28 protein-coding genes are annotated in these 25,580 nt (G+C 70.1%); 11 read left to right on the plus strand and 17 right to left on the minus strand.

Features of this window, described 5'->3' with window-relative positions:
- Nucleotides 1–18 precede the first annotated feature (18 nt).
- Nucleotides 19–414, minus strand: a complete 396-nt coding sequence (locus K1T34_RS26720) for a rhodanese-like domain-containing protein (protein WP_220237537.1) — start codon at nucleotides 412–414, stop codon at nucleotides 19–21.
- Entirely contained in the window at nucleotides 411–956 is a 546-nt protein-coding gene (locus K1T34_RS26725) for a cysteine dioxygenase family protein (RefSeq protein WP_220237538.1), read from the minus strand. The genes K1T34_RS26720 and K1T34_RS26725 overlap by 4 nt, the downstream gene beginning before the upstream one ends.
- Nucleotides 957–1,283: 327 nt before the next feature.
- Between K1T34_RS26725 and K1T34_RS26730 the strand changes: the two genes are divergently transcribed.
- The 5 genes from K1T34_RS26730 to K1T34_RS26750 are packed head-to-tail and all read left to right on the plus strand — an operon-like array spanning nucleotide 1,284 to nucleotide 5,907.
- A complete protein-coding gene (locus K1T34_RS26730) occupies nucleotides 1,284–2,096 on the plus strand; it encodes an ABC transporter ATP-binding protein (RefSeq protein WP_220237539.1) in 813 nt (270 codons plus the stop codon).
- A 55-nt stretch (nucleotides 2,097–2,151) separates the two neighbouring features.
- Nucleotides 2,152–2,931 carry an enoyl-CoA hydratase/isomerase family protein gene (locus K1T34_RS26735; protein ID WP_220237540.1) on the plus strand — a complete coding sequence of 260 codons (780 nt, stop codon included), beginning with the start codon at nucleotides 2,152–2,154 and terminating at the stop codon, nucleotides 2,929–2,931.
- Nucleotides 2,928–3,893, plus strand: a complete 966-nt coding sequence (locus tag K1T34_RS26740; RefSeq protein WP_220237541.1) for a class I SAM-dependent methyltransferase — start codon at nucleotides 2,928–2,930, stop codon at nucleotides 3,891–3,893. The genes K1T34_RS26735 and K1T34_RS26740 overlap by 4 nt, the downstream gene beginning before the upstream one ends.
- A 1-nt stretch (nucleotide 3,894) precedes the next feature.
- Nucleotides 3,895–5,091, plus strand: coding sequence for a class I SAM-dependent methyltransferase (locus K1T34_RS26745; protein ID WP_220237542.1), 1,197 nt, complete (start codon nucleotides 3,895–3,897; stop codon nucleotides 5,089–5,091).
- Nucleotides 5,092–5,145: 54 nt separating this feature from the next.
- Entirely contained in the window at nucleotides 5,146–5,907 is a 762-nt protein-coding gene (locus K1T34_RS26750; protein WP_220237543.1) for an HAD family acid phosphatase, read from the plus strand.
- A gap of 52 nt (nucleotides 5,908–5,959) precedes the next feature.
- Here the strand turns inward: K1T34_RS26750 and K1T34_RS26755 are convergent, their stop codons facing one another.
- From K1T34_RS26755 to K1T34_RS26780, 6 genes are all read right to left on the minus strand, one after another.
- Nucleotides 5,960–6,733, minus strand: coding sequence for a chitinase (locus tag K1T34_RS26755; RefSeq protein WP_255637604.1), 774 nt, complete (start codon nucleotides 6,731–6,733; stop codon nucleotides 5,960–5,962).
- A gap of 1,093 nt (nucleotides 6,734–7,826) precedes the next feature.
- Complete coding sequence (locus K1T34_RS26760; protein ID WP_220237545.1) at nucleotides 7,827–8,612, minus strand: hypothetical protein; 786 nt, start codon at nucleotides 8,610–8,612, stop codon at nucleotides 7,827–7,829.
- Nucleotides 8,613–8,690: 78 nt separating this feature from the next.
- The gene (locus K1T34_RS26765; RefSeq protein WP_220247432.1) at nucleotides 8,691–9,557 is read right to left on the minus strand and encodes a DMT family transporter; all 867 of its coding nucleotides are present in this window, start codon (nucleotides 9,555–9,557) and stop codon (nucleotides 8,691–8,693) included.
- A 127-nt stretch (nucleotides 9,558–9,684) separates the two neighbouring features.
- Nucleotides 9,685–10,080: an MmcQ/YjbR family DNA-binding protein gene (locus K1T34_RS26770; protein WP_220237546.1), complete on the minus strand. Its 396-nt coding sequence runs from the start codon at nucleotides 10,078–10,080 to the stop codon at nucleotides 9,685–9,687.
- Between the two features lie 185 nt (nucleotides 10,081–10,265).
- Nucleotides 10,266–10,895: a cyclopropane-fatty-acyl-phospholipid synthase family protein gene (locus K1T34_RS26775; protein WP_220237547.1), complete on the minus strand. Its 630-nt coding sequence runs from the start codon at nucleotides 10,893–10,895 to the stop codon at nucleotides 10,266–10,268.
- A gap of 2 nt (nucleotides 10,896–10,897) precedes the next feature.
- Nucleotides 10,898–11,902 (minus strand): NAD(P)/FAD-dependent oxidoreductase, encoded by a 1,005-nt coding sequence (locus tag K1T34_RS26780; protein WP_220237548.1) that lies wholly within the window; start codon nucleotides 11,900–11,902, stop codon nucleotides 10,898–10,900.
- Between the two features lie 90 nt (nucleotides 11,903–11,992).
- Here K1T34_RS26780 and K1T34_RS26785 point away from each other — a divergent pair, with 90 nt between their 5' ends.
- Genes K1T34_RS26785 through K1T34_RS26795 form a run of 3 tightly spaced genes read left to right on the plus strand, consistent with a single transcriptional unit; the run spans nucleotide 11,993 to nucleotide 13,470 of the window.
- Nucleotides 11,993–12,586: a helix-turn-helix domain-containing protein gene (locus K1T34_RS26785; protein WP_220237549.1), complete on the plus strand. Its 594-nt coding sequence runs from the start codon at nucleotides 11,993–11,995 to the stop codon at nucleotides 12,584–12,586.
- A gap of 31 nt (nucleotides 12,587–12,617) precedes the next feature.
- Nucleotides 12,618–13,025, plus strand: a complete 408-nt coding sequence (locus K1T34_RS26790) for a helix-turn-helix transcriptional regulator (RefSeq protein WP_220237550.1) — start codon at nucleotides 12,618–12,620, stop codon at nucleotides 13,023–13,025.
- Complete coding sequence (locus tag K1T34_RS26795) at nucleotides 12,976–13,470, plus strand: SRPBCC family protein (protein WP_220237551.1); 495 nt, start codon at nucleotides 12,976–12,978, stop codon at nucleotides 13,468–13,470. The genes K1T34_RS26790 and K1T34_RS26795 overlap by 50 nt, the downstream gene beginning before the upstream one ends.
- A gap of 148 nt (nucleotides 13,471–13,618) precedes the next feature.
- Here K1T34_RS26795 and K1T34_RS26800 read toward each other — a convergent pair whose 3' ends face one another.
- From K1T34_RS26800 to K1T34_RS26820, 5 genes are all read right to left on the minus strand, one after another.
- Nucleotides 13,619–14,341: an SDR family oxidoreductase gene (locus K1T34_RS26800; RefSeq protein ID WP_220237552.1), complete on the minus strand. Its 723-nt coding sequence runs from the start codon at nucleotides 14,339–14,341 to the stop codon at nucleotides 13,619–13,621.
- A gap of 116 nt (nucleotides 14,342–14,457) precedes the next feature.
- Entirely contained in the window at nucleotides 14,458–15,279 is an 822-nt protein-coding gene (locus K1T34_RS26805) for a helix-turn-helix domain-containing protein (protein ID WP_220237553.1), read from the minus strand.
- Nucleotides 15,280–15,496: 217 nt separating this feature from the next.
- Nucleotides 15,497–15,853, minus strand: coding sequence for a GatB/YqeY domain-containing protein (locus tag K1T34_RS26810; protein WP_220237554.1), 357 nt, complete (start codon nucleotides 15,851–15,853; stop codon nucleotides 15,497–15,499).
- 84 nt (nucleotides 15,854–15,937) lie between these two features.
- Nucleotides 15,938–16,840: a carboxymuconolactone decarboxylase family protein gene (locus K1T34_RS26815; protein WP_220237555.1), complete on the minus strand. Its 903-nt coding sequence runs from the start codon at nucleotides 16,838–16,840 to the stop codon at nucleotides 15,938–15,940.
- A gap of 18 nt (nucleotides 16,841–16,858) precedes the next feature.
- Nucleotides 16,859–17,470: a TetR/AcrR family transcriptional regulator gene (locus K1T34_RS26820; protein WP_255637605.1), complete on the minus strand. Its 612-nt coding sequence runs from the start codon at nucleotides 17,468–17,470 to the stop codon at nucleotides 16,859–16,861.
- Nucleotides 17,471–17,555: 85 nt separating this feature from the next.
- Between K1T34_RS26820 and K1T34_RS26825 the strand changes: the two genes are divergently transcribed.
- A complete protein-coding gene (locus K1T34_RS26825) occupies nucleotides 17,556–18,215 on the plus strand; it encodes a TetR/AcrR family transcriptional regulator (RefSeq protein WP_220237556.1) in 660 nt (219 codons plus the stop codon).
- A 52-nt stretch (nucleotides 18,216–18,267) separates the two neighbouring features.
- A complete protein-coding gene (locus K1T34_RS26830; RefSeq protein ID WP_220237557.1) occupies nucleotides 18,268–19,869 on the plus strand; it encodes an FAD-dependent oxidoreductase in 1,602 nt (533 codons plus the stop codon).
- Nucleotides 19,870–19,872: 3 nt separating this feature from the next.
- Here the strand turns inward: K1T34_RS26830 and K1T34_RS26835 are convergent, their stop codons facing one another.
- Together K1T34_RS26835 and K1T34_RS26840 are read right to left on the minus strand one after the other, a co-directional pair.
- Nucleotides 19,873–21,039, minus strand: a complete 1,167-nt coding sequence (locus K1T34_RS26835; protein ID WP_220247434.1) for a bifunctional lysozyme/C40 family peptidase — start codon at nucleotides 21,037–21,039, stop codon at nucleotides 19,873–19,875.
- A 458-nt stretch (nucleotides 21,040–21,497) separates the two neighbouring features.
- Nucleotides 21,498–22,445 carry a nucleoside hydrolase gene (locus K1T34_RS26840; protein ID WP_220237558.1) on the minus strand — a complete coding sequence of 316 codons (948 nt, stop codon included), beginning with the start codon at nucleotides 22,443–22,445 and terminating at the stop codon, nucleotides 21,498–21,500.
- 53 nt (nucleotides 22,446–22,498) lie between these two features.
- Here K1T34_RS26840 and K1T34_RS26845 point away from each other — a divergent pair, with 53 nt between their 5' ends.
- On the plus strand, nucleotides 22,499–23,254 hold the full coding sequence (locus K1T34_RS26845) for an acyltransferase (protein WP_220237559.1): 756 nt from the start codon (nucleotides 22,499–22,501) through the stop codon (nucleotides 23,252–23,254).
- A 75-nt stretch (nucleotides 23,255–23,329) separates the two neighbouring features.
- Here K1T34_RS26845 and K1T34_RS26850 read toward each other — a convergent pair whose 3' ends face one another.
- A complete protein-coding gene (locus K1T34_RS26850) occupies nucleotides 23,330–24,664 on the minus strand; it encodes an APC family permease (protein ID WP_220237560.1) in 1,335 nt (444 codons plus the stop codon).
- Complete coding sequence (locus K1T34_RS26855) at nucleotides 24,661–25,542, minus strand: carbon-nitrogen hydrolase family protein (RefSeq protein ID WP_220237561.1); 882 nt, start codon at nucleotides 25,540–25,542, stop codon at nucleotides 24,661–24,663. Before K1T34_RS26855 ends, K1T34_RS26850 begins: the two co-directional genes overlap by 4 nt.
- Nucleotides 25,543–25,580: the final 38 nt, after the last annotated feature.

Below are 25,580 nucleotides of genomic sequence, written 5' to 3' on the forward strand. Positions count from 1 at the left end.
GCCGACTCCTCCGAGGACTTACGGAACCGCCGGCGACCCACCCTCCACCACAGGCAACCCCTCAGCCGCCCACGCCCGGAACCCACCCGCGAGATCCGTAGCGTTCTTCAATCCCAACCGCTGCAGATCCGCCGCGGCCAGGCTCGACGAGTAGCCCTCGTTGCACACCACGATCGCCGTCGTGTCAGGAGTCACATCCGGCAGCCGCCAGTCGCTGTCCGGGGCGAGCCGCCACTCCAGGTGGATCCGCTCGACGACCACGGCGCCGGGGATCTCACCCTCGGCGGCGCGGTTGGCGTGCGGCCGGATGTCCACGATCAGCGCGCCTTCGGCCTGCAGCGCGGCCGCGCGCGCCGGCGGAACCCGGTCCAGGGAGGACCGGGCGCCGGCGAGGAAGTCGTCGATCGAGCTCATCGGCCGAGTATGACCGGCAGCGGCGGGATTTCGCCGGGCACGTCGGCCAGCGTCGTGTATTCGCGCGTGGGCACCAGCGGCGGCGAGTAGGCGTGGACGCTGGCGGCCGGCTCGTCGCCGAGGCCGGTGACCTGGTGCGCGCGCCCGGCGCCGAAGCCGATGCTCTCGCCCGCCTTGTGCGTGCGGCGCCGGATCGGACCGCCGGGATAGCGGTATTCCTCACCCAGCTCGCCCTGCAGCACGGTGAACGAGCCGGCCGCGCCGCCGTGATCGTGGGGCTTCGTGTGCTGGCCGGGCAGCCACGACAACAGCCACAGCTCGAGCCCGTCGGTGAGCGCGAGCCGCGCCCACCAGCGGTTTTCCTCGTCGAAGCGCAGCACCTCGCGCAGGCTGGAGGTGAGCTCGGTGGTCACGGTCTTGGTGAGGTCGGCCAGCTCACGCGGCGTCCACAGCAGGCGCTCGGGCTGCAGCAGCTGTGCCAGCAGGGGATCGGTCAGACGGGGGTGGATCTCGAAGTCGGGACGGGTGATCGACGTGGTCAACGCGGGTGCTCCTCAAGCAGGGGTGACGGCTGGCAAGACGGCACAGCGCGGCACGAAACCCGCGTTCAGCAGGCGTGCCGCGCTCGCGTACACCCGCACGAGGCCACGAGGAGCAGGTCGATCGTGCGCCGGCGCCAGAACGAGCCCCGGGCTGCGGGGACGGCGGCGGACGCGGACCTGGACACGTCGCCGATCGTGCCACAGCTCACGGTTTGCACGCTGCGTCGTCCCATCCGCTGGACGCCGTCGCGGGGTCACACGCGCGCGGGTGCGTTGTCAACCCCGGGCGGGTGCGGACGCGCGCGCGTGGACGGCCACAATGGGCTCGTGAGCGAGCCGATCCTGCCCAGCGACCTTGACGACCTCGTGGTGCGGATGTCCGGTGTCGGCGTCCGCCGCAGCGGAAACGACCTTCTCGCGGACCTCGACTGGAACGTCGAACTCGACGAACGATGGGTCGTGCTCGGGCCCAACGGCGCGGGCAAGACGACCCTGCTGCGGCTGGCCGCCGCGGAGCTGCACCCCACGGCCGGCACCGTCGACCTGCTCGGCGACCGCATCGGCCGCGTGAACATCTTCGACCTGCGCCCCCGCATCGGGTTCACCTCCGCCGCCATCGCCCAGCGCATCCCCGGCGACGAGCGCGTGGAAGACGTTGTTGTGAGCGCCGGCTACGCCGTGATGGGCCGCTGGCGCGAGGCCTACGACAGCCTCGACCTCAACCGTGCCGCCGAGTTGCTGGGCACGCTCGGCATCGCGCACATGGCGAAGCGCACCTTCGGCACGCTGTCCGAAGGCGAGCGCAAGCGCGTGCTGATCGCGCGTTCGCTGATGACCGACCCGGAGCTGCTGCTGCTCGACGAGCCGGCCGCCGGTCTGGACCTGGGCGGGCGCGAGGACCTCGTGGCGCGGCTGTCCGACCTCGCGATGGACCCGGACGCACCGGCCATGGTCCTCGTCACGCACCACGTCGAGGAGATCCCGCCGGGCTTCACCCACGCGTTGCTGCTGCGCGACGGGCACGCCGTGGTCGGGGGTCTGATGGACGACGTGATCACGAGCGAGAACCTGTCGAAGACGTTCGACCAGGACCTGGTGCTGCAGCGTTCGGGCGAGCGGTTCTTCGCCCGGCGCCGGTAAGTTCGGGCGTACCGGCCGGTAGCCTGCCGGCATCCGTCAACGAGGAGGAAGTCGCGTGGGAGAGTTCGTAAACCTCGAGGTCGAGGACGGGGTCGGCACGATCCGGCTGAACCGGCCGCCGGTCAACGCGATCAACAACCAGCTGCAGACCGAGCTGGCTGAGGCCGCGCGCGAGGCTTCGAACCGCGCAGACGTGCGTGCGGTGATCCTGTACGGCGGCGAGAAGACCTTCGCCGGCGGTGCGGACATCAAGGAGATGGGCGACCGCACCTACCCGGAGATCTCGAAGTTCGGGGCCGAGCTCACCGCGTCCTGCTCGCTCGTCGCGGCCATCCCGAAGCCGGTCGTCGCCGCGATCACCGGTTACGCCCTCGGCGGCGGCCTGGAGCTGGCGCTCACCGCCGACTGGCGCGTGGCGGGCGACAACGTGAAGGTCGGCCAGCCGGAGATCCAGCTCGGCATCATCCCGGGCGCCGGCGGCACACAGCGGCTTTCGCGCCTGATCGGCCCGAGCAAGGCCAAGGACCTCATCTACACCGGCCGGTTCGTGAAGGCCGACGAAGCGCTGAAGCTCGGCATCGTCGACGAGGTCGTCGCCCCGGACGACGTGTACGCCGCCGCGCACAAGTGGGCCGCGCAGTTCGTGAACGGTCCCGCCGTGGCGCTCAAGGCCGCGAAGGCCGCCATCGACTCGGGCCTCGACGTCGACCTGGCCACTGGCCTGAAGATCGAGACGCAGCTGTTCACGGCGCTGTGGGCCACCGAGGACCAGAAGAACGGGATGAAGTCCTTCGTCGAGAACGGCCCCGGCAAGGCCACTTTCGAGGGGAAGTGACGGCCGTGGCCGACCCGGCCCCGAACCCGCACGCCACGGCCGACGAGGTCAAGGCGGCCTACGGCGACCCGAAGCTCGCCAACGTGCTCTACCACGACTGGGAAGCCGGGACGTACGACGAGAAGTGGTCGATCTCGTACGACGAGCGCTGCATCTCCTACGCCACCGACGTGTTCAACGCCGTCGCGGGCGAGGACGGCCAGCCCTACACCCACGCGATGGAGCTGGGCAGCGGCACCGGGTTCTTCCTGCTGAACCTCATGCAGGGCGGCGTCGCGAAGAAAGGCTCCGTCACGGACCTCTCACCGGGCATGGTGCAGGTGGCCCTGCGCAACGCGGAGAAGCTGGGCCTCGACGTCGACGGCCGGGTGGCCGACGCGGAGCGGATCCCGTACGAGGACAACACTTTCGACCTCGTGGTGGGCCACGCCGTGTTGCACCACATCCCGGACGTGCGCCAGGCGTTCGGCGAGGTCCTGCGCGTACTGAAGCCCGGCGGGCGCTTCGTCTTCGCGGGCGAGCCGACCAAGGTCGGCGACTTCTACGCGCGCAAGCTGGGCCAGATCACCTGGTACCTCACCACGCGCGTCACGAAGCTGCCCGCGTTGAACGGCTGGCGGCGCCCGCAGTCCGAACTGGACGAATCCTCGCGCGCGGCGGCCCTGGAAGCCGTGGTGGACATCCACACCTTCGACCCGTCGGAGCTCGAGGGGATGGCGCGCGGCGCGGGTGCCCAGGACGTGCGCGCGGTGACGGACGAGTTCTCGGCCGCGCTGGCCGGATGGCCGATCCGGACGTTCGAGGCCGCGGTGCCTCAGGAGAAGCTCACGGTGCGGTGGCGCCTGTTCGCCTACCACCTGTGGCTGCGACTGTCCGCTTTGGACAAGAAGGTGCTCTCGAAGGTGCTGCCGCGCGAGCTGTTCTACAACGTGATGATCACCGGGACCAAGCGGCCTTCCTGAATTGGCTTACGGGTTCTCGCTCGACGACGTCGCCTTCCTGCGCTCCGCCGCGGGACGGGCGGCGCTCGCCGACTGCGCGGCGCTGCCGCTGACGGACGCTTCCCGCATTGCCGACGTCGCCGCTGTGCGCCGTTCGGTGGGGGAGCGGTTTGCCGCAGCAGTGCTGGAAACGGTGGTGCTGCGGCGGAAATCGGCTCTGAAGCTCGCGGACGCGGACTCGTGGCTGTTCACCGGCGACGCTTTGCAACAGGCGAGTGCCACGGTGGTGGCGCGGCACCGGGCGGCCAGGTTGGCCGGGCGTGATGTGCACGACGTGACGTGCTCCGTCGGCGCCGACTTGGTGGAGCTGGCGCGGGTCGCGTCGCGGGCACTGGGGTCCGATGTGGACCGCGTGCGGCTGGAGATGGCGCGGCACAACGCTTCCGCGGCATCGGTTTCGGTCGGTGTGGTGCAGGCCGACGCTCTGCGCCCCGTCAGCCGGGACACGGTCGTGGTCGCCGACCCGGCCCGTCGCGACTCGGCCGGACGGCGCACGTGGAAACCGGCGGACTTCCTGCCTCCGCTGGACGAGCTCGTCGACGCCTACGCCGGGCGCACTCTGTCGGTGAAGTGCGCGCCAGGCTTGGACTTCGCCATCGCGCCGTGGGCCGAGGAGGTGGAGCTGGTCTCGCTCGACGGCCAGGTCCGCGAAGCCTGTCTCTGGCGTGGTTTGGACACTGGCGTCTCCCGGCGCGCCACGGTGTTGCGTTCGGACGGTACTCAGTGGACGGTCACCGACACCGAACTGGACGACCTGCCTGGTTCGCCGCCGGGGGAGTGGATCATCGACCCGGACGGCGCCGTCGTCCGCGCCGGCCTCGTCCGCCACTACGCGGCGCGCCACGGCCTGTGGCAGCTGGACGAACGCATCGCGTACCTCACGGGCGACACCCCGCCTCCGGGTGTGCGCGCCTTCCGCGTGCTGGAACACGGCCCGTACAGCGAAAAGTCCCTGCGCGCCACGCTGAAACGCCACGACGTCGGCCGGCTGGAGATCCTCGTCCGTGGTCTCGACATCGACCCGGACGCCCTGCGCCGTCGCCTGAAACTGCGCGGTGGTGCCGAGTCCACTGTGGTGCTCACGCGCATCGGCCGGTCGCCGGTGGCCTTCGTCTGCCGCGCCGAACGCATCCATTCGGAGGGTTCTCCTGGCGCCTGAGGTGGCGTAGATTTCGGGCGCAGTTTACCCGAAGTTCACCCTGGAGGGGTCGCCGTGTCCCGTTTTCCCGCCCTGCTCAAGCTCGCCGCCGCCGCGGCGATCGGCGCCACCGTCGCGAGTGGCGCGACCGCGCTGGCCGGCTCCGACGCCGTGACAGCCGCCCACGGCCGGGAGCCGGCGAACATCGGCCAGGTCAAGAACGACGTGAAGGCCTACTACGGCGACTACCTCGACGCGTCGGGCAAGCACCACTACTCCGACTCGAGCCGGTTCGTCACCGACACCCAGCGCGTAGTGGCCGACGCGAAGCGCTATCTCACGCAGAAGCTCGGCAAGGTGAAGGACCCAGCGATCGTCCTCGACGTCGACGACACGTCCGAGGTCACCTACGGCTGGGAAGCCGACAACGACTTCGGGTTCGACCCGGTCAAGCAGCAGCAGGCGATCGACAACGGCACCTTCGTGGCCAACAAGCCCGTGCTGGAGCTGGCGAACTGGGCCGCTCAGCGCGGCGTGAAGATCTACTTCCTCACCGGCCGCAGCACCCCGCAAGGCCCGCAGTCGCTGAAGAACCTGGCCAACGAGGGCTACCCGGCCCCGGCGGACGCGTTCTTCAAGCCGGCCGGCACGGCGCCCGGCTACCTGCCGTGTGGTCTGACCTGCACCACGATCCAGTACAAGTCGGGCACCCGCGCCCACATCCAGGCGACGGGTGCCCACATCGTGCTCAACCTGGGGGATCAGTTCAGTGACCTCGAGGGCGGCTACGCCGACCACCCGGTGAAGCTGCCGAACCCGATGTACTACCTGCCCTGACGGCGTTGCCCGGCCTGGCCGTCCTCAATGGACAACCAGGCCGGGCCTCCGGTCAGCCGTTGTACCCGGAGAAGATCTTCGAGAACTCGTAGGGTTGCTGGGAAACGTTGGTGCAGCGGTAAAGCGCGCCGTTGCACGCGTTCGCGTCGCGGCCGGCCTCCCAGAACGACAGCATGCCGAGGTGCACACTCTTCGCGAAGTTCACCACAGCGGTGGCGTCCTTCTGGTAGAAGATCTCGTTCTGCGAGTCGTTCACGCCCAGCATCGGCGTCAGCCCGACCTTCTTCCACGCGGCCGCCTCCGAGAGGCCGAAGATGGACTTGAGCTGCGCCTGCGTCGCCTTGGCGGCCGAGATCGCCTTCGCACCCTGGTCGCCGGCGCCCTGGTAGTAGTCCATAGCCATCACGTTGACCAGGTCCAGGTTCACACCCGCGGCCTTGGCCGCGTTGACGACGCCGAGGCCGTTGCTGTCGAGCCCGTTGGGCAGCACCGGCAGCGTCAGCGAGATCTTCAGCCCGGGGTTGTTGCTCTGAACGGTTTTGAGTGCCTGCGACCGCCGCTGAATCGACGCCGTATCCGCCACAGCGGCACCCTCGATGTCGAGGTCGATGTACTTCAGCCCGTACGCCTTCACTACGGCGTCGTACTCCGCCGCCAGCGACGACACATTGCTGCACGCCTGCGCCAGCTCAATCCCCGACGCACCCCCGAAGGACACCTTCACGTCACCCCCGCCCGACCGGATCTTCGCGATTTCACTCGCCTGCCACGCCGACCGCGGGTCATACGCGTTGAACCAGCTGGCCTTACACCCGGCACCCGTCACGAACCCGAGCGTGAACCCTTTGACACCACCCTTCGCCGACATCGCCGACAACACCGGCGTCGGCCACGCCCCCATATCCACATACGGCGCCACAGGCACCGGCGACCCAGCCGCCGCAACCGCCACACCCCCCGGCGCAACCAACCCGGCGGCCACAGCCGCCAATCCACCCAACGCAGCAATCAACTTCCGGGGAGAGGGGAGCCTCATGGTGAAACCTCCACAGCGGGGACCTGAAGAGCGGGAAACCTTGTCCAAATGGTATAGACCAATAATGTGACTCGGGCCATAGGCCATTCGGATGCCACATCGTCCCAATCACCGGCAACGATGCCGCCGACCTGCGCTTTCAGTCGCGGCCAGCCCCACGCAACCCGCCCATCACATCCCGCAAAGACTGCCGCGTGACAAAGCAGTGCCGAGCCAACTCCGCCGGCGACACCCGCGCCACCCCGCCGCCGCGCGATGGCCGGATCCGCCATCGCCGGCAATTCACGGCGACTGCCGCGGGTACTGCCCGCCAACGCCACACCGCCGCGTTCCCGCTGGCGCCCAGTGGACGGGCCCGACGACCTCGGGGATGTCACCTCTCCCTGTCGGCGAATCCCCGTGTTTCTAGGCGGCTCCATCGCAACCATCCACAGCCCGACATCGGATGTGGATAACTCCGGCGCACACCAGTTCTTGTCGGTCGACCCCGGTAAAATGGATCATGGGCGGCCCCCGGGAGGGTGGGTCTTTGCCGCCGCGCGGGTTGCAGCGTCACAGGGCTCGCCTCAGCGCCGAGTACTGAGCACAGTTTCGACCACGTTTGGCGAGACCCCCGAGAGCGTGCCAAGCCAGGCGATCCGCAGCCGCCCAACAGCCACCATCCCAGGCGACCTCGACCCACGATCGCGCCGCCGCTGGCTGCCCCGGAAAACCCCGACCCGCCACTTCAGCGAGCCACCAACAACCCATCCCCAACCAACTCGACCACAGCCAACCGGGCCCTCGCACCGCCATAACCCGGCAGCGCCCATCAGCTCCGCGAGCCCCGCAGCCCCGCCGTCAACCCGAGCACCCCACCGACGTCATTCAACAGCGAGCGCAGTCACCCCGAGACATACCGCCCGCCCTTCACATCCCCCAATGGCACCAACCGCGGCAGGTCCAGCGCCTTCCCGTCCTCCACCGTCGACAGCAGCAGCGGCCGCCCGCCCACCGAAGCCTCGGCCAGGGTCACCGCGGCCCCGTACCCGTCCGACCCGACGGCGACCACCGTCTTGTCCGACGTCGGCAGCACGCCGGCCAGCAGCAGCACCAGCGAAAGCGACGGTCCGGACTCCGTGTGCGTCTGCTGCCCCGCGTCGGACCCGAACTTCGCGGTCACTGTCCGCCGCGGCAGGTGGGCGAGCAGCTCCGGCGGCAGAGTCACGACGCGCCGCCCCACCGTCACGCGCACCGCGCGCGTCGCCGAAGCAGCGTCGGAGACGAGCACCGTCACCGACCGGACGTCCGTCACCGTCCGCGACCCATTGCGGTCGCCCGGCACCGTCAGGTCCACACCGTGCCGGCCCGCCCGGAACACGGCCGGATGGTTACCGAACGACGTATCCACCTCCGCGAGCGCGAACGTCACCGCACGGCTGTCCCCGCGAACCTTCACCGTCACCCGCAGCATCGTGTTCTTGCCCGGCGGCAACATCGGCGACGACCCCGTCACCACCTGATCCAGATCCGCGCCCGCCAACTCGGCCGCCGAGAACGCCCGCGGATTCGCCACGGCGCCGCCGACGCTCACCGACTTCTCGGCCGAGGTTGAGGCCGAAGCCGACGCCACCCCCGTCGCCCCGAACGACGCGACGACCACCGCAAGGACAACGACGAGCCTGCGCATCCGCGCCTCCCTCGACTGGTTCCGCCCGCAATCGCGGACAAGCGGGCGAAGTTTAGCCGCTTTCCCGGAGTTCGGGGTTCACTCGACGCACAACGCCACCGCCTGCCTCCGTCGCCGCGAAACGGCGACACCCACGAGCACCACGACCATCCCCACCACCACCCGCGGCCCGATCTCCTCGCCCAGCACCACGGCGCCGAGCACCACCGACACCACCGGCAGCAGATACCCGACCGTCGCCGCCGTCGTCGGCCCCTCATCGGCAATCAGGCGGTAGTTCAAGTAGAACGTCACACCGGTCCCGAACACCCCGAGCACCACCACGGCCACCACCGACAACACCGTGACGTGCGGCGAAGACGACGAACCGACCGGCAACGCCAGCGCACTCAGCCCCGTCGCCGCCTGCAGCTGCGCGGCCGACAGGGCCAACGGCTCCGTCCCGCGACCCACGAGCTTCCGCCCCATGTACGCGTACGCGACCGCATAACTCACCGCCGCGCCGAGCAGCGCGAGCGAACCCCAGTTCGCCAGCCCGGTCTGCGTCCACGGCGCGAAGATCAGCAACGTCCCCGCAAACCCGATCAGCAGACCCGCGAGCCGCGTCGGCCGGATGCCGCGCTCGCCGCCGAGCGCGAGGCCGATGAGCAGTGACCACAGGGGAGTGGTCGAGTTCAGCACGCCGGCCACGCCGGAGTCAACGGTCCGCTCGCCCATCGCGAACAACGCGAACGGCACCGCGTTGCACAACAACGCCGCGACCGTCAGCCGCCCCCATGTCGTCCGGTCCCGGGGCAGCTTCTGCCGCGCCGCCACCGCGAGTCCGAGCAGCACCAACGATCCGAGCGCGCACCGGATCACCGTCACGAACACCGGCGAAAAGCCTTCGAGGGCGAGTTTGATCCACAGGAACGTCGAGCCCCAGAGCACGGCCAGCGCCGCCATCCGCACCACTGTGCCGCTGCCGGACACCCGCGCTCCCCCTGGTCGATTCGCTTTCCACGCTGCCCCAGCCCGATCGACAGGACAAGTGAAAGATCTTGGACGAATCGTTAAGGAGAGCTGGACAATGTCAGCCGGTGCCGCGCTCCTCCAAATACTGCTTCCCGACCTTCTTCGGCACCCGACAGAGCCACCCCTCGACGAGCGCCTCTTCAAGCGTCGGCAGATCGATCTCGGTCAGCCGCACGAGCACGGCCGGGTAGCCGTTGAAGTGCGGCGTGGTGAAGAAGACGCCCGGCTCGTCCGCCAGCAACGCCTCCTTCGCTCCGACATCCGGCACCCGAACCGCCAGCACGTCGCCCGCCGGCGCCGCGTCCCCGAGTGCGTCCAGATCGGTTTTGCGCAAGGGCCGCTCCCACGCGTACGCCTTGCCCTTGACACCCCACGACCGCGTATCCCTCTTGACGACCAGCTCCGTCCCCGGCAGCTGCGCCCCCAGTCGCGCCACGTCATCCCAAGTCGACATGCCGCCCAGGCTAACCCGGCTTCCCCCGCGCGGCCCCGTTTTTCGCCCGTCCACCAGCCCATCGCCACTGAACGGCGAACGGCGCGAGCCGTCGCCACTGAACGGCGACAACCGTCAGCCTCCGGCGAAAACCCCGGCCGGACACCCATCGCCGCCAAACGGCAACAGGCGCCCGGCCGAGAGAATCACCGCTTCCGCGCCACCAATACAGTGTCGCGAATGGACACTTCGTGCCCCTCGATCACGTGCGCCCGCTCCCGCGCATCGGTCACCACGGACTCCCACGACTCGTCCAACGTCGCCGCCACGTCTTCCGCCAGGAAGAACATGTCCGGCACGTTCGGCCGATGCGCGGCGCCCTCCACGTCCGTCGGGTGGTGGCCGACGATGAGCAACGTCCCGCCCGGCGCCACCGCGTCCGCGAGCCGCGCGAAGATCGGCACGCGCTGGGCGGTCGGCAGGTGCAGGAAGTGCGACGTGACGAGGTCGTACTTCTCGTCGGGCACCCACGTAGTGAGGTCGGTCGTGAGCCACCGGATCCGGTCGCCCAGACCCAGCTCGGACGCCTGCGCCGCACCCCGGTCGAGGGCGGTGGCCGCGAAGTCCGCCGCCGTCACGCGCCAGCCGTTCTGCGCGAGCCACAACGCGTCGCCGCCTTCGCCGGAGCCGGCGTCGAGCGCGCTGCCCGGCAGTAGGTCGGCGGCCTCCGTCACGAGCTGCGCGTTGGGCCGCCCGCTCCAGATCGCGGGCTTCGATCGGTACCGCTCGTCCCAGGAATCCTGGTCGAACGGGACTTCTTCGTGCTGCTCAGCCATCGTCACACCCCGTGCTTCGTCGAGCCGCCGACCAGCGCGGCAACCTGTCGTTCCATTTCGTGCGCGAAAGGCTCCCGCGCGCGTCGTACGTCCTCGGCCACGAGATCGCCGTTGATCACCGCGCCGGCCGTCAGCCCGGCCGCCGCGGCAACGACGACCTGCGACTTCATGTCGGTCACGTTCCCGGCCACCCACACCCCGGGCACCGAGGTGGCGCCGTTCGCGTCGGCCGGCACCGAGCTGCCGATCACGTGCCCGTCGACCTCGAGCTCCACGGGCTCCAGCCCCAGCGACACGAGCACGTCGGCCCGCGCCGTGAACCGCGGCGCGACCACCACGGCCTCCCGCGCCACCACCTCGCCCGAGCGCAGCACGACTCCGGTGAGCGCGTCGTCTTCCACGCGAAGCGCTGCCACCTCGCCGTCGACGACGCGGATCCCGCGCGCGGTCAGCTGCGCGAGCTGTTCCTCGTCGAACGCAGCCGTGTGCCGGAAAACGACGACGTCGTCCGACAGCTGCCGCCACATCAGCGCCTGATGGACGGCCATCGGGCTCGTCGCCAGCACGCCGATCGCCTGGTCACGCGCCTCCCAGCCGTGGCAGTACGGGCAGTGCAGCACGTCGCGGCCCCACCGCTCGGCGACGCCCGGGACGTCCGGCAGCTCGTCGACGAGCCCCGTTGCCACCAGGAGGCGACGCGCCCGCGTGGTCCTCCCATCGGCGAGAGTCACGGCGAACCCGCCGCCGTCCAGCGCGACGGCCGCGGTCACCGCGCCGGCCACGATCTCGCCCCCGTACCCGATAACCTCTTCGCGCCCGGCAGCCAGCAGCTCGCCGGGCGGCGTGCTTTCGCGGGCGAGGTAGTTGTGCACATGGCCGGCCGGAGCGTTGCGCGGCTCGCCGGCGTCCACCACCAGCACGGAACGCCGTGAGCGCGCAAGCGCCACCGCGCCGCTGAGGCCCGCGGCGCCGCCGCCGACCACTACGACGTCGTAGTTCTCGTTCACCTGGTCCTCCTGTAGTTCGTCCCTCCTCTCGGACTATCCGCAGATCTCGCCGACTTGACAAATACGTTTGCCGAAGTAGCAAATGGAGACATGGACGGTGAACTCCCGGACGTCGACGGCGTCCTCGAATCGGTGGGCCCGCGGCTGCGCGCCCTCCGTCAGCAGAACAACGCCACGCTCGCCCAGCTGTCGGAGACCACCGGCATCTCGGTGAGCACGCTGTCGCGCCTCGAATCCGGCCAGCGCAAGCCGACGCTCGAACTCCTGCTCGCCCTTGCGCGTGCCCACCAGGTGCCGCTCGACGAGCTCGTCGGCACCGCGCCGACCAGTGACCCACGGCTGCACGAGAACTCCTTCGTGCGCCACGGCATCACGTTCTTTCCGCTCACGCGCCGGCCCGGCGGGCTGCGCGCGTACAAGCAGATCTTCCCGCCGCACTGGCCCGACACGGACCCCGATCCGCGCGTGCACGAGGGGTACGAATGGGCCTATGTCCTTTCCGGACAGTTGCGGCTCATCCTCGGCGAGCACGACGTGATCCTCAAACCGGGTGAAGTCGTGGAGTTCGACACGCACGTTCCGCATTGGTTCGGCAACCCCGGCAACGTGCCGTGCGAGGTTCTCGCCCTTTTCGGGCCACAGGGCGAGCGGTTCCACGTCCGCGCCCGGCCGGCGTCCTCTTGACACATACCCATATGGGAATACGATGGTGGGCGTGGCACGAGCAGCGACGACGACCGACGTGTTCAACGCCGTGGCCGAACCGCGGCGACGGGAGATTCTCGATGTGCTCGCCGGTGGCGAGTACCCCGTGAACGACCTCGTCCGGCTGCTCGGCATGGGGCAGCCGCAGGTGTCGAAACACCTGCGCGTGCTGCGCGAAGTGGGCGCGGTCGACGTCCGGGACGAAGGACGTCAGCGCTTGTACCGGCTCAACGGCCGTGCCCTGAAGCCGATCCACGACTGGGTGCGGCAGTTCGAGCGCTCCTGGGAGGAGCGGTTCGAGCTGCTGGATTCCGTGCTGGAGGAACTCGAACGCACCGACGACCGATCCACGGGCGAGGAGAGCGACCATGACCGAGACGACAACGGGCACGGCGAAGGTGACCCTGCCGGCCGATGACCAGATCCTGATCACCCGCGAGTTCGCCGCCCCGCGGCACCTCGTCTACCGCGCGTGGACCACACCTGAGCTGGTCAAACGCTTCTGGGCGGGCCACCGCGGCACCATGCGGTCCGTCGAGATCGACCTGCGCGTCGGCGGCCGGTGGCGCTACGTTCTCGACGCCAACGGCGGCTTCGAGGTCGCGTTCCACGGCGAGTACCGCGAGATCGTCCCGAACGAACGCATCGTCAGCAGCGAGGTCTACGAAACCCCCGGCGCGTCCGACGAGGACGCCGCCATCACCACCACGACGTTCACCGGCTCGGGCGACCGCACCAGCCTGTCGATCCTCATGGAGACTGGCAGCCGGGAAGTCCGCGACGCCATCATCGAGTCCGGTATGGAGGGTGGCATGCAGGAGCAGATGGACCTGCTGGAGGAGCTGGCCGCCTCGCTTGCCTGACTCGCGAATCTGTTCTGCGGCACCGGATTCTGCCCGGCTTCGAGTCCGGTGTCGCGAAGGGACCCACCGTGTCGAAAGCGGACACGATGGGTCCCGCCTCGCCGAATGGCACGACGGGTCCCGCCGCGCCGAGCGGGCGCGCGACGGCTCAGGTCTGGGCCGTCGGCCGAACCACGATCTCGTTCACGTCCACCGCCGCCGGCTGGCTCACGGCGTAAGCGATGGCGTCCGTAACGGCCGAAGCCGGGATGCCCAGCTGCTCGCTCGCCGCACGCGCCGCCGCCTGCGTCTCGGGGTCGCCGCCCTGGTCGGCGAGCTCGGAGTGCGTGAAGCCCGGGCTGACGATGGTGACGCGGATGTTCGTGTTCTCCTGGCGCAGGCCTTCGGAAAGCGCCCGCACCCCGAACTTCGTCGCGCAGTACACGGCCGCCGTCGGGTCCACGCGCAGGCCGGACGTCGACGCGACATTCACGATGTGCCCCCCGGTTTCGCCCATCAGCGGCAACACGGCGGCGATCCCGTGCAGCGTGCCGCGCAGGTTCACGTCGATCATGCGGTTCCAGTCGTCGACGCGGAGCTTGTCCAGAGTGGACAGCGGCATCACGCCGGCGTTGTTCACCAGCACGTCCACTCGGCCGTGGGTCTCGTGCGCGGCCGCCACGAACGCGCGCACGCTCTCCAGGCTGGTCACGTCCAGTTGCCGGAAGTCGGCATCACCGCCGTTCGCGCGGACTTTCTCCGTGAGCGCCGCGAGCCGGTCGGTGCGGCGCGCGCCTAGGACGACGTGGTGACCGTCGGCGGCCAGGCGCAGCGCGGTGGCCTCCCCGATGCCGCTGCTCGCGCCTGTGATCAGCGTGATCTTGCCGTTCATGCGTACTCCTCGTGAGGTCTGCGCGGTCGTGGGGACCGTCGTGACCTCGAGGCTGCCCGCGGCGAAACGCCTCCGGAAGGACGCCGTTGCCTAGGAGTGGCACACCCTGGCCGGGCTCATCGCCGCAGGTCGGCCACCTCGTGCAACGACCCCAGCAACGCCAGCGCGTCGGCACTCGCGCTGTTCGGCTCCGCGATGCCCACCAGCAGGTACTGGCCGGACGCGTCGCGCACGTCGAACGTCTGGTAGTCCAGCACGATCCGCCCGACGGCGGGGTGGTGGAACGTCTTGCGCGTACCCGCGAGCCCCTTCACACCGTGGTTTCGCCACAGAACGGCGAATTCCTCGCTCGTGGCCAGCAGCTCGTCCACGAGCTCGCCGACCTCCTCGCGGTCGTAGCCGCTCGCGAGCCGCAACGCATCGACGGCGCTGGCCACGATGTCGTCCCACTCCACGAACAGCTCGCGCGCTGCCGGGTCGTCGAACAGCGTGCGCACCATGTTCGCCGGCTTGCCGACGGGGGACAGGAGCGCGTCGGCGAGCTCGTTGGTCGCCAGCAGGTCGAGGCGCCGATTGGCGACGTATGTGACCGCGTTGGGGAAGGTGTCCATGAGCCGCAGCAGCTCGGGGGAGACGTCGTCGCGCCGGTGGTCCGGCACACGCGGCACGAGCCCGGCGAGGCGGTAGGCGTGCCAGAGGCCATCGGCGTTCAGCCGCAGCGCCCGCCCGATCGCGTCCAGCACCGGCCCGGACGGGTTGCGCTCGCGCCCCTGCTCGAGGCGCGCGTAGTAGTCCGCGCTGACGCCCGCCAGCACCGCGACCTCCTCGCGCCGCAGCCCGCTCACCCTCCTCGGGCGATGACTGGTCACGCCCGCGTCCTCGGGCGCCAGCCGGGCCCGCTGCGCGCGCAGGAATTCTCCCAGCTCGTTGCCGCTCACGTCACCACGGTACCGGGCGCTCCGGCTTCCCGACGGTGCTGTCCAAGCGGTATCACCGCAGGCAGAACGGGCTTTGGATCTGGCGAAACTCCGCAATGGCCAAAGGGAATCCGACGTCACCGGCAAGCGGCTGGCGCCTCGCCGAGGTCGTTGCCGGAAATCGGCGACACCGAGGTCAGCGCCGATTTCCGGCCCGCGGTCGTCGCCGGATCCAACCTCAGGAGGCCGGCTCCAGGTGCTGCCTCAGCACGTCGGCTTCCGCGTGCAGCCGCTCCGCGGCCTCGGTCCGGCCGAGCCTCTCGTACTCGTCCGCGGCAGTCGTGCGCTCCAGCACCTCGTTCTCGACGATCGCGCGCACATCGGCTTCCGTCAGATCACGACGCTCGGCCTCGGCGGCGCCGACACCCAGCGCCGCACCCACGACGTGTTCCGTCCCGGTCGCCGTGGACAGCTGATCGGCCGGCACGGCCTCGGCGTTGTCGATCGCCGCCAGTGCCGAGCGCAGGGCGGTGGTGGCGACGCGGTCGCGGTTCTTGAGTGCCGTCGTCAGGCCGGCACGAAGGCTGGCGCGCATAGTGAGAATTCCATCCGGGAGTCGGAACGAACGATCCCGACGCTAGCAGCCGAGCACCACCTCAAGCGCGCCATTTTCGCGACGTCACCTCGCGCGCACACCCGAAAACGGGAATGTCCCGCCACCTGAAATCGTCACCGATCCGGTGAACACGTCACCGTCGACCGTGCCCACCACGCCGATGTCGAACCGCGCCGGATCGGTCACCACGGCGGTGAACTCCAGCCGATCACCGGCGACACTGCCCGACACGATGGGGACCGTCACGCCCAGCTGAGTGTCCACGATGGACCCAGCCACGCCGTCGGCGACGGTTTCGAGGTTCAGCACCAGCTCCTTGCTCCCCGCGGGGTGCGTGAAGGTGATGTGCCACGTCCCGTCGGCGCCGGTTTCGCCGCTGAACGGCAACGCGCCGGCCACGACCGCCTCCGCGACGACCGCCGGCGCCACACGCTCGCCCAGCACCGGCTGCCCCGGCTTCACCTCGACCCCCGCGGAGTTCAGGAACCCCGCCATCATCCGGTAGTAGCCGACAAGGAACAGCACCTCGAGGATCGTCGCCTCATCGAGCGTCGACGCGAGCGCCGCCCATGTTTCGTCCGAGACGAACGCCGCGGTGCACAACTCGTCGGCCGCCCGCAGCACCGCGTCGTCCTCCGGCGACCACGACGCGGCCGGGTCCGACAACGCGTTGATCTCGTCCGCCGTCGCGCCGGCGCCGAGCGCGGCGGGCACGTGGTTGGCCCATTCGTACGGCGCTTCACACCGCAGCGCGACCCGTAAGATCGCCAATTCCCGGACACGCGGGTGCAGCTTGCCTTGAGACAGCAGGTGTTCGCCGAGACTCGACGAAGCCTTCATCAACGACGGGTTCCGCGCGAGCACCCGGATCACCTCGTCGGCACCGAGTTTCGCGAGCTTCTGCTCCTTCGGCGCCATTTCCTCCAACGGAAGCGGCGCGATCCGGGGATGGGTTGCATGAGGCATGACAGGTTCCTCCCAAAGTCACCGATGCCGCTCGATCCCGTCGAGCGCCTTCCGCGCGTCCTCGGCGCTGAGCATCGGGTGCGAATAAAGGTCGATCAGGGCGCGTGCGAGCAGCACGTCGCCCTCGGGGCTGAACACATCGACGCCCATCGCGCGCGACACGTGCTCGTGCAGCACTGTGATCGACAGCGCCATCGCGGTGCTCACCGCCGCCCTCACTTCGGGCGCGACGTCCGGCGCGTCCGGCCGCGTCCGATCGACGTCGGCCAGCCACTGCGCCCCCAACCGCACCATCTCGTCGAACAACGGCGCGGCGCCGCCGTCCACCAACGCCCGCGAGAGGTACGCCTGGTACGGCCCGACGGCGATCCGCGCGGCCGCCACGTGGTTGCCGCCCGCGCCCGCGAGCGCCTGGTCGTTGAGGCGGTGGATCAGCTTCACCAGGTGTGCGTCGCACGCATCGCGCAGCGCCTGCTTGGACCCGAAGTGGTGTCGCACCAGGCCCGACGACACTCCCGCCGCCTCAGCGATGCCACGGATCGTCGCGCCCTCGAACCCGTGCTCGCCGAAGAGCTGCATCGCCGCGTCGCGGATCCGGGCGCGCGCCGTCAAGTCCTCGGGTTCGGCCACGGCATCCTCCTCACTATACAAACGTACAGCCGACTATACGCGTGTGTAGCCGAGGTGGATGATCGAACGATGCGAGACTGCGCACATGGCTGAGACAGCACCAGGCCGGCCGGGCCGTCCCGCGCGCTGGTCGCGTGACGACATCGTCGAGGCGGCCCGCCGGATCGTCACGACCGAGGGCGTCGACGCGCTGACCATGCGCCGGGTCGCCCGTGAGCTCGGCTGCTCCCCGATGGCCCTCTACCGGCACGTCCGTGACAAGGACGAGCTCCTGTTGCTCCTGCTCGACCACGTCGCCGCCACACTGCCCCGGCCGACGTTGCCGGAAGACCCGCGCCGGCGCGTGGTCGTTTTGTGGCGACAGCTGCACGATGCCCTGGCAGAGCACCCGTGGGTGGTCGGCGTGCTGGCGCAGGGCGACCTGGCCGGCCCGTCCGTGCTGTGGCTGGTGGAGGAGATCCTGGCTGGGTTCGTCGCCTCCGGTCTCGCCCCCCGGCAGGCCGCCGCGGCGTATCGGATCGTCTGGCAGTACACGGTGGGCGTGCTGACCATTCGCCACGCGACGACGACGCATGCGGCCGAGCGCGACCAGGACGCGCCGCAGGTGCAACGCACCATGCTCCTCGACGCCGACGCTGCGGAGCTTCCGTTGATCTCGTCCCTGGCCGGCGAATGGCCGCACGCTTGGGACAACTACGCCGAGGGCCTCGACGCCCTGCTGGACGGCCTCCTCGCACGCGCTTGACATCCACCTCCCCGGTTTGTGTACTAGTACGCAAACCGGGGAGGTGTGGTCCATGAGAGACACGACGGACGTGGTGGTCGTCGGCTCCGGCGCCGCGGGGCTGGCCGCGGCGCTGGCTGCCGCCGGCTGCGGCGAGGAAGTGGTCGTGCTGGAGGCGTCGCCGCGCTGGGGCGGGTCGACGGCGGTGTCCGGCGGCCAGGTCTGGGCGCCGAACAACCACCTGCAGGCCGAAGCCGGCTTCGCCGACAGCGAGGACGAGGCCCTGGCGTACTGCCGCGCCGCCGCGCCCGGCCGCGATCCGGAGCTGGTCGAAACCTTCGTGCGGTCCGTGCCGGAGGCGGTCCGCTTCGTCGAGGAAAACAGCCCGATCCATTTCACCGTGGTCCACGGCTACCCCGACACGTTCGCCGAGCTCCCCGGCGGCAAACCCGCCCGGCACCTCGAGGCTCAGCCGCTGACCACCGACGGCTTGGGCTCGCCCGACGAGCTCCTGTGGCCGCCGCCGTACGGCGCGGCCGTGCTCACCAACGACGAGTTCTTCGAGCACCGCATGTTCGCCGGCGGCGAGCCGCCCTTCGAGCTGATGCAGCGGCGGCTCGCCGCGGGGGAGGTCGCGCTCGGCGCAGGCCTCGTCGTCGGGCTGCTGCGCGGCTGCCGCGCCGCCGGCGTGGAGCTGGTCCGCGGTTGCCGCGTACGACGGCTGATCCGGACCGACGGGCGAATCACCGGCGTCGAGGCCGAACGGGACGGCACCCCGTGGCGGCTGCAGGCGCGCCGCGTTGTGCTCGCGACCGGCGGGTTCGAGCACGACCCCGACCTGCGTTCACAGCTGCTCGCCGGCCCGCTCAGCCACCCCGTCACCCCGCCCGTCCAGCACGGCGACGGCCTTCGCCTGGCCGCCGACGCCGGCGCGCAGTTGTCCCGCACCGGCGAATACTGGTCCTGGCCCGCGTTCCAGGCACCCGACCGGCGCTGGCCCGACGACGCCGGCACGCCGCAAGCCCAGCTCGTGATGGCCGAGCGCTACCTGCCGCACGTGATCTGGGTGAACGCCGCCGGCCGTCGATTCGTCAACGAGGCCAGCCACAACTGCGCCGTCTCCTTCGCCGAGCTCGACGCCAACACCCACCGCCCGCGCAACCTCCCCGCCTGGGCGATCGGCGACGCGCAGTTCCGCGCCCGCTACCCCGTCGGCGGCGTGCCGCCCCACCAGCCATTGCCGGATTGGCTTCCCAGCGCCGACAGCCTCGACAAGCTCGCCGCCCTGATCGGCATCGACGCCGCTGCGCTGCAGCACACCGTCGCCCGCTTCAACGCCGCCGTCGACGCCGGCCGCGACGACGACTTCCACCGGGGCGAAACGGCCTACGAACGCGCCTTCGGCGACACCACCGCGCCACACCCCAACCTCGGCACGGTTTCCGAGCCGCCGTTCTTCGCGCTGCCCGTGCATGCGAGCTCCGTCGGCACCAAGGGCGGCGCCCGGACCGACCACCGCGCCCGCGTGCTCGACTGGACCGGTCAGCCCATCCCCGGGCTGTACGCGGCAGGCAACGCCGCCGCGGCCGTTTTCGGGCCGGGCACCATCGCCGGCGGCATCACCATCGCGTCCGCACTGACCTGGGGTTGGATCGCGGGGTCCGACGCGCCGTGACCGTCAGGCCGTCGGCCGCCCCGCGCCGGCGTAGTCGTCGCCGGGCTTGCGGTACGGGTGCACCTGCACGGCCTGGCCCGTCTGCGGGGCGTCGATCATCTGCTGGTTGCCGATGTAGAGGCCGACGTGGTGGATCTTCGTGGTGGGTTCACCGTAGAAGATCAGGTCGCCCAGCTGGGGTTCACTTACGTGGGCGACGCTGTGGAACTGCGTGTCCGCCGTGCGCATGAGCTTCACGCCCGCGCTGCCGTACGCGGCCGTCGTCAGGCCGGAGCAGTCGAAGCCCGGATCGGGGTCGCCGCTGCCGTTGCCGCCCCACACGTAGGGAAGACCGATCTGGTCGATCGCGAAGTCGACCGCGCTCAGCACGGCGGGGTTCGGCGCCTGGCCGCTCTGCCCGACGGTGCCGTACACGTTCACTGTCGCCAGGATCCGGTGCAGCGAAACGGGCGCGCCCTGCAGCGACGAAACGGCGTTCCACCAGTCTGTCGCCAAATCGCGGCCACCCGCGCACAGTGCGCGACCCGCGGTGAGGGCGGCGTCGTCGATGTTCTGCGGATCGGGCTTGCCGCCCGACGCGCTGCGCTGCCACTTCGACCACACCGCCGGCGCCAGCTGCATCGGCCCGGACGCGTTGGCCGTCGACACGACGCGGCCGTAGAAGTCGCGGACCTCGACGGTGCCCAGCGGCTTGGTCAGCACGCCGTCGGTGCCGACGTGATCGCCCTGCGCCCGCCCGTGGTCGCTCGCGACCTTGCCGACGGCCGCGAGCGTCACCCACGACAGGTGGCACGCGGGTTGTTCCTTGGTGAGCGTGACGGTCGCCTGCGCGTACCCCGTCATCGCCCGAAGCGGGATGTCCAGCCACTGGCTCGTCTTCGACGCCCACGCGTCGAACTCACTGGGTTGCGGCACGTTCGGCTGCGTCGTCGGCACCGCCGCACTCGACGCGGCCACCGACGGCACCGGCGCCTGCGCTGACGACGACGGCTCGGCGGCCGTGGTCGCGACCTGCTCCGACCCCGGCGCGAACTGCACGGCCACCACCAGCGCCGCGACAGCCACGACGACCGCCGCGACCACCACCGCCGCCCGCCCCCGCCGCGACTTCCGCTTCCCGACCTGGGGCTTCTCGCCGTCGCCACTCAGCGGCGACAGGTGCTCCGTCATCGCCGAGGAGAACGGCGGCAGCGGCTCGACCGGAGCCGAAAACACGCGCCCGACCTGGCCGTCGCCGCTGACTGGCGACGTTTCCAAGCCGGCCTTTTCTCCATCGAGCGGCGACGCGCCACCGCTCTCGTCGCCATCCAGAGGCGACAGTCCGGCGGGTTCCCTGCTGTTGCCCTTCATCGGCGACGCCGCGATGGTCTGGTCGTCGCCATCCAACGGCACGTCAGCCTGGGCGTCGCCAGCGAGTGGCGAAAACTCGGTGCTCGCCGTGTCGTCGCCTCTGAGTGGCGACGGCTCGGTGATCTGGTCGCCATTGACGGGCGACTCGGCGCCGGCCGAGTTGTCGCCTTCAATCGGCGAAGGCCCGCTGACCTGGCCATCGCCGCTGATCGGCGACACCGCGTTCTCACCGTCGCCACCCAGCGGCGACGGCTGCGAACCGCCCGGCGACCCCGCCATCACCGGCCCCCGGCAAGTCTCGAAAGCACGAACTCCCGCAGCCCGTCGAGGTCGGTGTCGACAGCGACCTCGATCGGCCGTCCCGTCGGATCGATCGGCACCGCGCGGCGATCGACGAGCGTCATTCCGCGCGCCGGCCCCGCGGTCACGTCGATGTCCACCGGGTAGGTCTCCGTCTGCAGAATCCCGGGGTTGATCGCCTCCGCGACGGCCACCGCGTCGTGCATCACGATGCCGTCGAAGCCCAGGACCTGCCGGTAGTGGGCGAGGTAGTCGGGCGTCAGCCCTTCCAGCGTCTGGCCCAGCGGCCCCGACGAGGCGAGCTTCGCCAGCCACGCGCTGTCCACGGCGCAGCGGTGCGTGAGATCGAGGGGGACCATCACGCACGGCACGTCGTCCTCGGCGATCACGCGGCGCGCGGCTTCGGGGTCGGCCCAGATGTTGAATTCGGCGACGGCCGTGCTGTTGCCGCGCGCGACGCCGCCGCCCATCAGCACGATGCGCGAGATCTTCGACTTGACGCCGGGGTGCGCGGCGAGCAGCGCGGCGATGTTGGTGAGCGGTCCGATCGGCGCGATCGTCACCGGTTCGTCGGACGCTTCCAGCAGCGAGACCATCAGCCCCACGGCGTCCAGCGACTCCAACGGCCGCTTCGCCTCGGGCAGCGTCGCGGCGTGGCCCGAGAGCCCGTCGTTGCCGTGGACGTGGCTCGAACCGCGTTTGTTCAGGTGCACCAACGGCCGTGAAGCCCCGGCGGCGACCGGCACGTCGGGGCGGTCGCACAGCTGGAGCAATCGCCGCGCGTTGGCGGTGGTGCTGGTCAGCGGCACGTTGCCGAAGACCGTCGTCACCCCCAGCAGTTCGACGTCGGCGGAAACCGCCGCCAGCGCGATCGCGAAAGCGTCGTCGACACCGGGGTCGGTGTCGATGATCAGCTTGCTCCCCATCCGTGCTCCCCTTGCCTGTGGCGGGCGTCCCTGCACAGGTTACGGTCATCGGCATGACGTCGATGTGGGGTGCGCCCGCGTTGTCCCGCGTGCGTGCCTGGCGGCGGGCCCGGCGCGACCCGCACCAGGCGAAGTTCCTGACGCGTGACTCGCTGCGCTGGGTCTTGCGCAATCGGGCGTACACGCCGTGGTATCTCGTGCGGTACTTCCGCCTGCTCAAGTTCCGGCTCGCCAACCCGCACATCATCCTGCGCGGCATGGTGTTCCTCGGGAAGAACGTGGAGATCCACTGCCGTCCCGGTTACGGCCGGCTCGAGATCGGCCGCTGGGTCCACATCGGTGACGGAAACGCGATCCGCTGCCACGAGGGGTCCCTTCGCATCGGCGACAAGTCCGTGTTCGGGCGGCAGAACGTGATCAACTGCTACCTCGACATCGAGCTCGGCGCCGCCACCCTCGTCGCCGACTGGGTGTACATCTGCGACTTCGACCACGTGACGGCCGACATCCACGTGCCCATCAAGGACCAGGGAATCGTGAAGTCGCCGGTGCGCATCGGTCCGGACACGTGGCTCGGCACGAAGGTCAGTGTCCTCAAGGGAACGCGTGTCGGCCGCGGCTGCGTGCTCGGCGCGCACGCCGTGGTCCGCGGCGACATCCCGGACTACTCCATCGCGGTGGGCTCGCCCGCGCGCGTGGTGCGCAACCGCCAAGACGACTACGCCGCCGACGCCGCCCGCCGCGAAGCCGTCGCCGACATGGCGCGCAAGGCGAACAAGGCCCTGCAGAAGACGCTCGGCGAGGGCTGACGTTTTGCCACTCTGCGGCGACGACCTGGTTGTCGCCGCTGAACGGCAACTTGGCCATCCAGCGGCGACAGCCCGTCACTCCTCGAACGACATCTCCGGCGGCGGCCGGCGGAACCCACGCGTCAGCACGACCAGGTAGACGATCCCGATCCCCAGCCACACCAGGCCGAAGGTCAGGGCGAGCCCGTCGAGGTTCACCAGCAGCCACAGGTCCACCACCGCGCCGATCGCGGGAGCGATCAGCCACGTCAGCACGTTGCGCGAAGTCGTGTGCCGCGTGCGGATCCAGGTCGCGATCACACTCACGTTGACCATCGTGAAGGCCGTGAACGCGCCGAAGTTGATGAACGACGTCGACGTGGTCACGTCCAGCGCCAGCGCGACCAGCCCGACGATGCCCGTCAGCCCGATCGCGAACGCCGGCGTGTTCAGCTTCGGCTGCAACCGGCCGAAGATCCGCGGCAGCACCCCGTCGCGGCCCATCGCGAACATCAGCCGCGACGCGCTCGCCTGCGCGGCGATGCCCGACGCGAACTGCGCCACCACCAGCCCCGCCAGGAACAACGCCCCGAACAGCGAGCCACCGATGTGGCGCGCGATCTCGAACGCGGCCGACGACTCGTCGTCGAACAAGAAACCCGGGTGCACGAGCTGGGTGACGTACGCGAGCACGATGAACACGCCGCCGCCGATGAGGGCCGTCAGCAGGATCGCGCGCGGGATCGTCCGCTTCGGCTCCACGGCTTCCTCGGTCAACGTCGTCACGGCGTCGAAGCCCAGGAACGAGTACGCCGCCACCGCGGCGCCGCCCGAGATCGTGCCGAACGTGCTGCCCGGGTGGAAGAACGGGTCACCGCTCGCCACTGAGTGGCCATCGGCGAGCACCTGCTTGAGCGAAAGCACCACGAAGAACACGATCACCAGTACCTGGAAGGCCATGAGGACGAAGTTGGCCTTCTCGGCGATCTTGATGCCCAGCACGTTGAGCAGCGACGTCAACACGATGAACGCGATCAGCCACAGCCAGCTCGGCACGTCCGGGAACTGCGCCGACAGGTAGGCGCCGCCGATCAGCCAGATCACCATCGGCAGGAAGAAGTAGTCGAGCAGCACCGCCCAGCCGACGAGGAAGCCGAGCCGGGAGTCGATGGCCTTGCGCACGTAGGTGTAAGCGGAGCCGGCGACGGGGTGCGTCGCGGCCATCTTGCCGTAGCTCGCGGCCGTGAACAGCATCGCGACCAGCGCCACGACGTACGCCGATGGCACCGTGCCCGCGGTCGTCGTCGCCACGACGCCGAACGTGCCCAGCACGATCAGCGGCGCCATGTACGCGAGTCCGAAAAGGACGACGCCGGGCAGCCCGAGCCGTCGTTCGAGCTTGGCTCCGGGGGTCACCTTCGTGGTGCTCATCGGGCTCCTTCTCCTCGCGGACGCCACCGGTCCGGCTCGATGCGGCCCCCGTACAGGGGGAGTTCCAGCGGTTTGTCACCCGGCGTGAACTGGTCCCACATCCGGTTGACGCCGGCGGTCCCTTCGCGACGGACGCGGGCGACCTCGTCCAGGTCGACCGTGCTCGCGAGCACGCCGGACGCGGCGCCCGGCAGCTCGCCGAGCACGGTGCCCTCGGGGTCCACCAGGATGCTGTCTCCTACCCCGACGGGCCCGGCCGTATTCACGCTCGCCACGAAAACCTGGTTGGTGATCGCGTTGGCGCGCGCGAGCACGAGCTCCTGCGCGCGGTCGGGAGTGGTGGTCTGCACCGGGTTGAGCACGAGCTCCGCGCCGAGCCACGCGAGGTGGCGCGTGACCTCGGGGAACCAGGCGTCGTAGCAGATCGAGAAGCCGATTCGCCCCGCATCGGCGAGATCGGCGACCACGAAACGGTCACCCGGGTCATAAGGCTCATACGGCCGCCACGGGAACACCTTGCGGTAGCTGCCGGACAGCTCGCCTTCAGGGGAGAAGACGAGAGCGGTGTTGAACAGCTCGCCGTGCTCGCCGCGTTCGCAGACGCTGCCCGGCGAAAGCCACACGCCGAGGTCGCCGGCCAGCTGGGCCAGGTCGCGGGTTCGCGGGCCGTCGAGGGGCTGCGCGGCGGCGTTGAGCTGCTCGGCGCGTTCGTCAGCGGTCCCTTCGACACCGCAGAGGTGCAGTTCGGGAAAGGCGACGAGGCGGGTTCCGGGGTGCTCGGCCAGCACGGTCCCGACCTGCTCCGCGAACGCCACGACGGACTCGGTGTACGGCCGCGGTGGCAACTGTGCCAGCGCGATCGGCAGGGGGCGGGGCATGCGCCGAAAAATAGTCCATCTTGCTCACTTAAACAATA

It is taken from the genome of Amycolatopsis sp. DSM 110486 (assembly GCF_019468465.1).
In the GTDB taxonomy this organism is placed as follows: domain Bacteria; phylum Actinomycetota; class Actinomycetes; order Mycobacteriales; family Pseudonocardiaceae; genus Amycolatopsis.

What these genes read in the sequence shown, in the direction of transcription:
- K1T34_RS26720 (WP_220237537.1), bottom strand. Translation starts at nt 414, where the DNA reads ATGAGCTCGATCGACGACTTCCTCGCCGGCGCCCGGTCCTCCCTGGAC.
- K1T34_RS26760 (WP_220237545.1), bottom strand. Translation starts at nt 8,612, where the DNA reads ATGCGCAGGCTCGTCGTTGTCCTTGCGGTGGTCGTCGCGTCGTTCGGG.
- K1T34_RS26765 (WP_220247432.1), bottom strand. Translation starts at nt 9,557, where the DNA reads ATGGCGGCGCTGGCCGTGCTCTGGGGCTCGACGTTCCTGTGGATCAAA.
- K1T34_RS26770 (WP_220237546.1), bottom strand. Translation starts at nt 10,080, where the DNA reads ATGTCGACTTGGGATGACGTGGCGCGACTGGGGGCGCAGCTGCCGGGG.
- K1T34_RS26775 (WP_220237547.1), bottom strand. Translation starts at nt 10,895, where the DNA reads ATGGCTGAGCAGCACGAAGAAGTCCCGTTCGACCAGGATTCCTGGGAC.
- K1T34_RS26785 (WP_220237549.1), top strand. Translation starts at nt 11,993, where the DNA reads ATGGACGGTGAACTCCCGGACGTCGACGGCGTCCTCGAATCGGTGGGC.
- K1T34_RS26795 (WP_220237551.1), top strand. Translation starts at nt 12,976, where the DNA reads ATGACCGAGACGACAACGGGCACGGCGAAGGTGACCCTGCCGGCCGAT.
- K1T34_RS26800 (WP_220237552.1), bottom strand. Translation starts at nt 14,341, where the DNA reads ATGAACGGCAAGATCACGCTGATCACAGGCGCGAGCAGCGGCATCGGG.
- K1T34_RS26810 (WP_220237554.1), bottom strand. Translation starts at nt 15,853, where the DNA reads ATGCGCGCCAGCCTTCGTGCCGGCCTGACGACGGCACTCAAGAACCGC.
- K1T34_RS26815 (WP_220237555.1), bottom strand. Translation starts at nt 16,840, where the DNA reads ATGCCTCATGCAACCCATCCCCGGATCGCGCCGCTTCCGTTGGAGGAA.
- K1T34_RS26825 (WP_220237556.1), top strand. Translation starts at nt 17,556, where the DNA reads ATGGCTGAGACAGCACCAGGCCGGCCGGGCCGTCCCGCGCGCTGGTCG.
- K1T34_RS26830 (WP_220237557.1), top strand. Translation starts at nt 18,268, where the DNA reads ATGAGAGACACGACGGACGTGGTGGTCGTCGGCTCCGGCGCCGCGGGG.
- K1T34_RS26835 (WP_220247434.1), bottom strand. Translation starts at nt 21,039, where the DNA reads ATGACGGAGCACCTGTCGCCGCTGAGTGGCGACGGCGAGAAGCCCCAG.
- K1T34_RS26840 (WP_220237558.1), bottom strand. Translation starts at nt 22,445, where the DNA reads ATGGGGAGCAAGCTGATCATCGACACCGACCCCGGTGTCGACGACGCT.
- K1T34_RS26845 (WP_220237559.1), top strand. Translation starts at nt 22,499, where the DNA reads ATGACGTCGATGTGGGGTGCGCCCGCGTTGTCCCGCGTGCGTGCCTGG.
- K1T34_RS26850 (WP_220237560.1), bottom strand. Translation starts at nt 24,664, where the DNA reads ATGAGCACCACGAAGGTGACCCCCGGAGCCAAGCTCGAACGACGGCTC.
- K1T34_RS26855 (WP_220237561.1), bottom strand. Translation starts at nt 25,542, where the DNA reads ATGCCCCGCCCCCTGCCGATCGCGCTGGCACAGTTGCCACCGCGGCCG.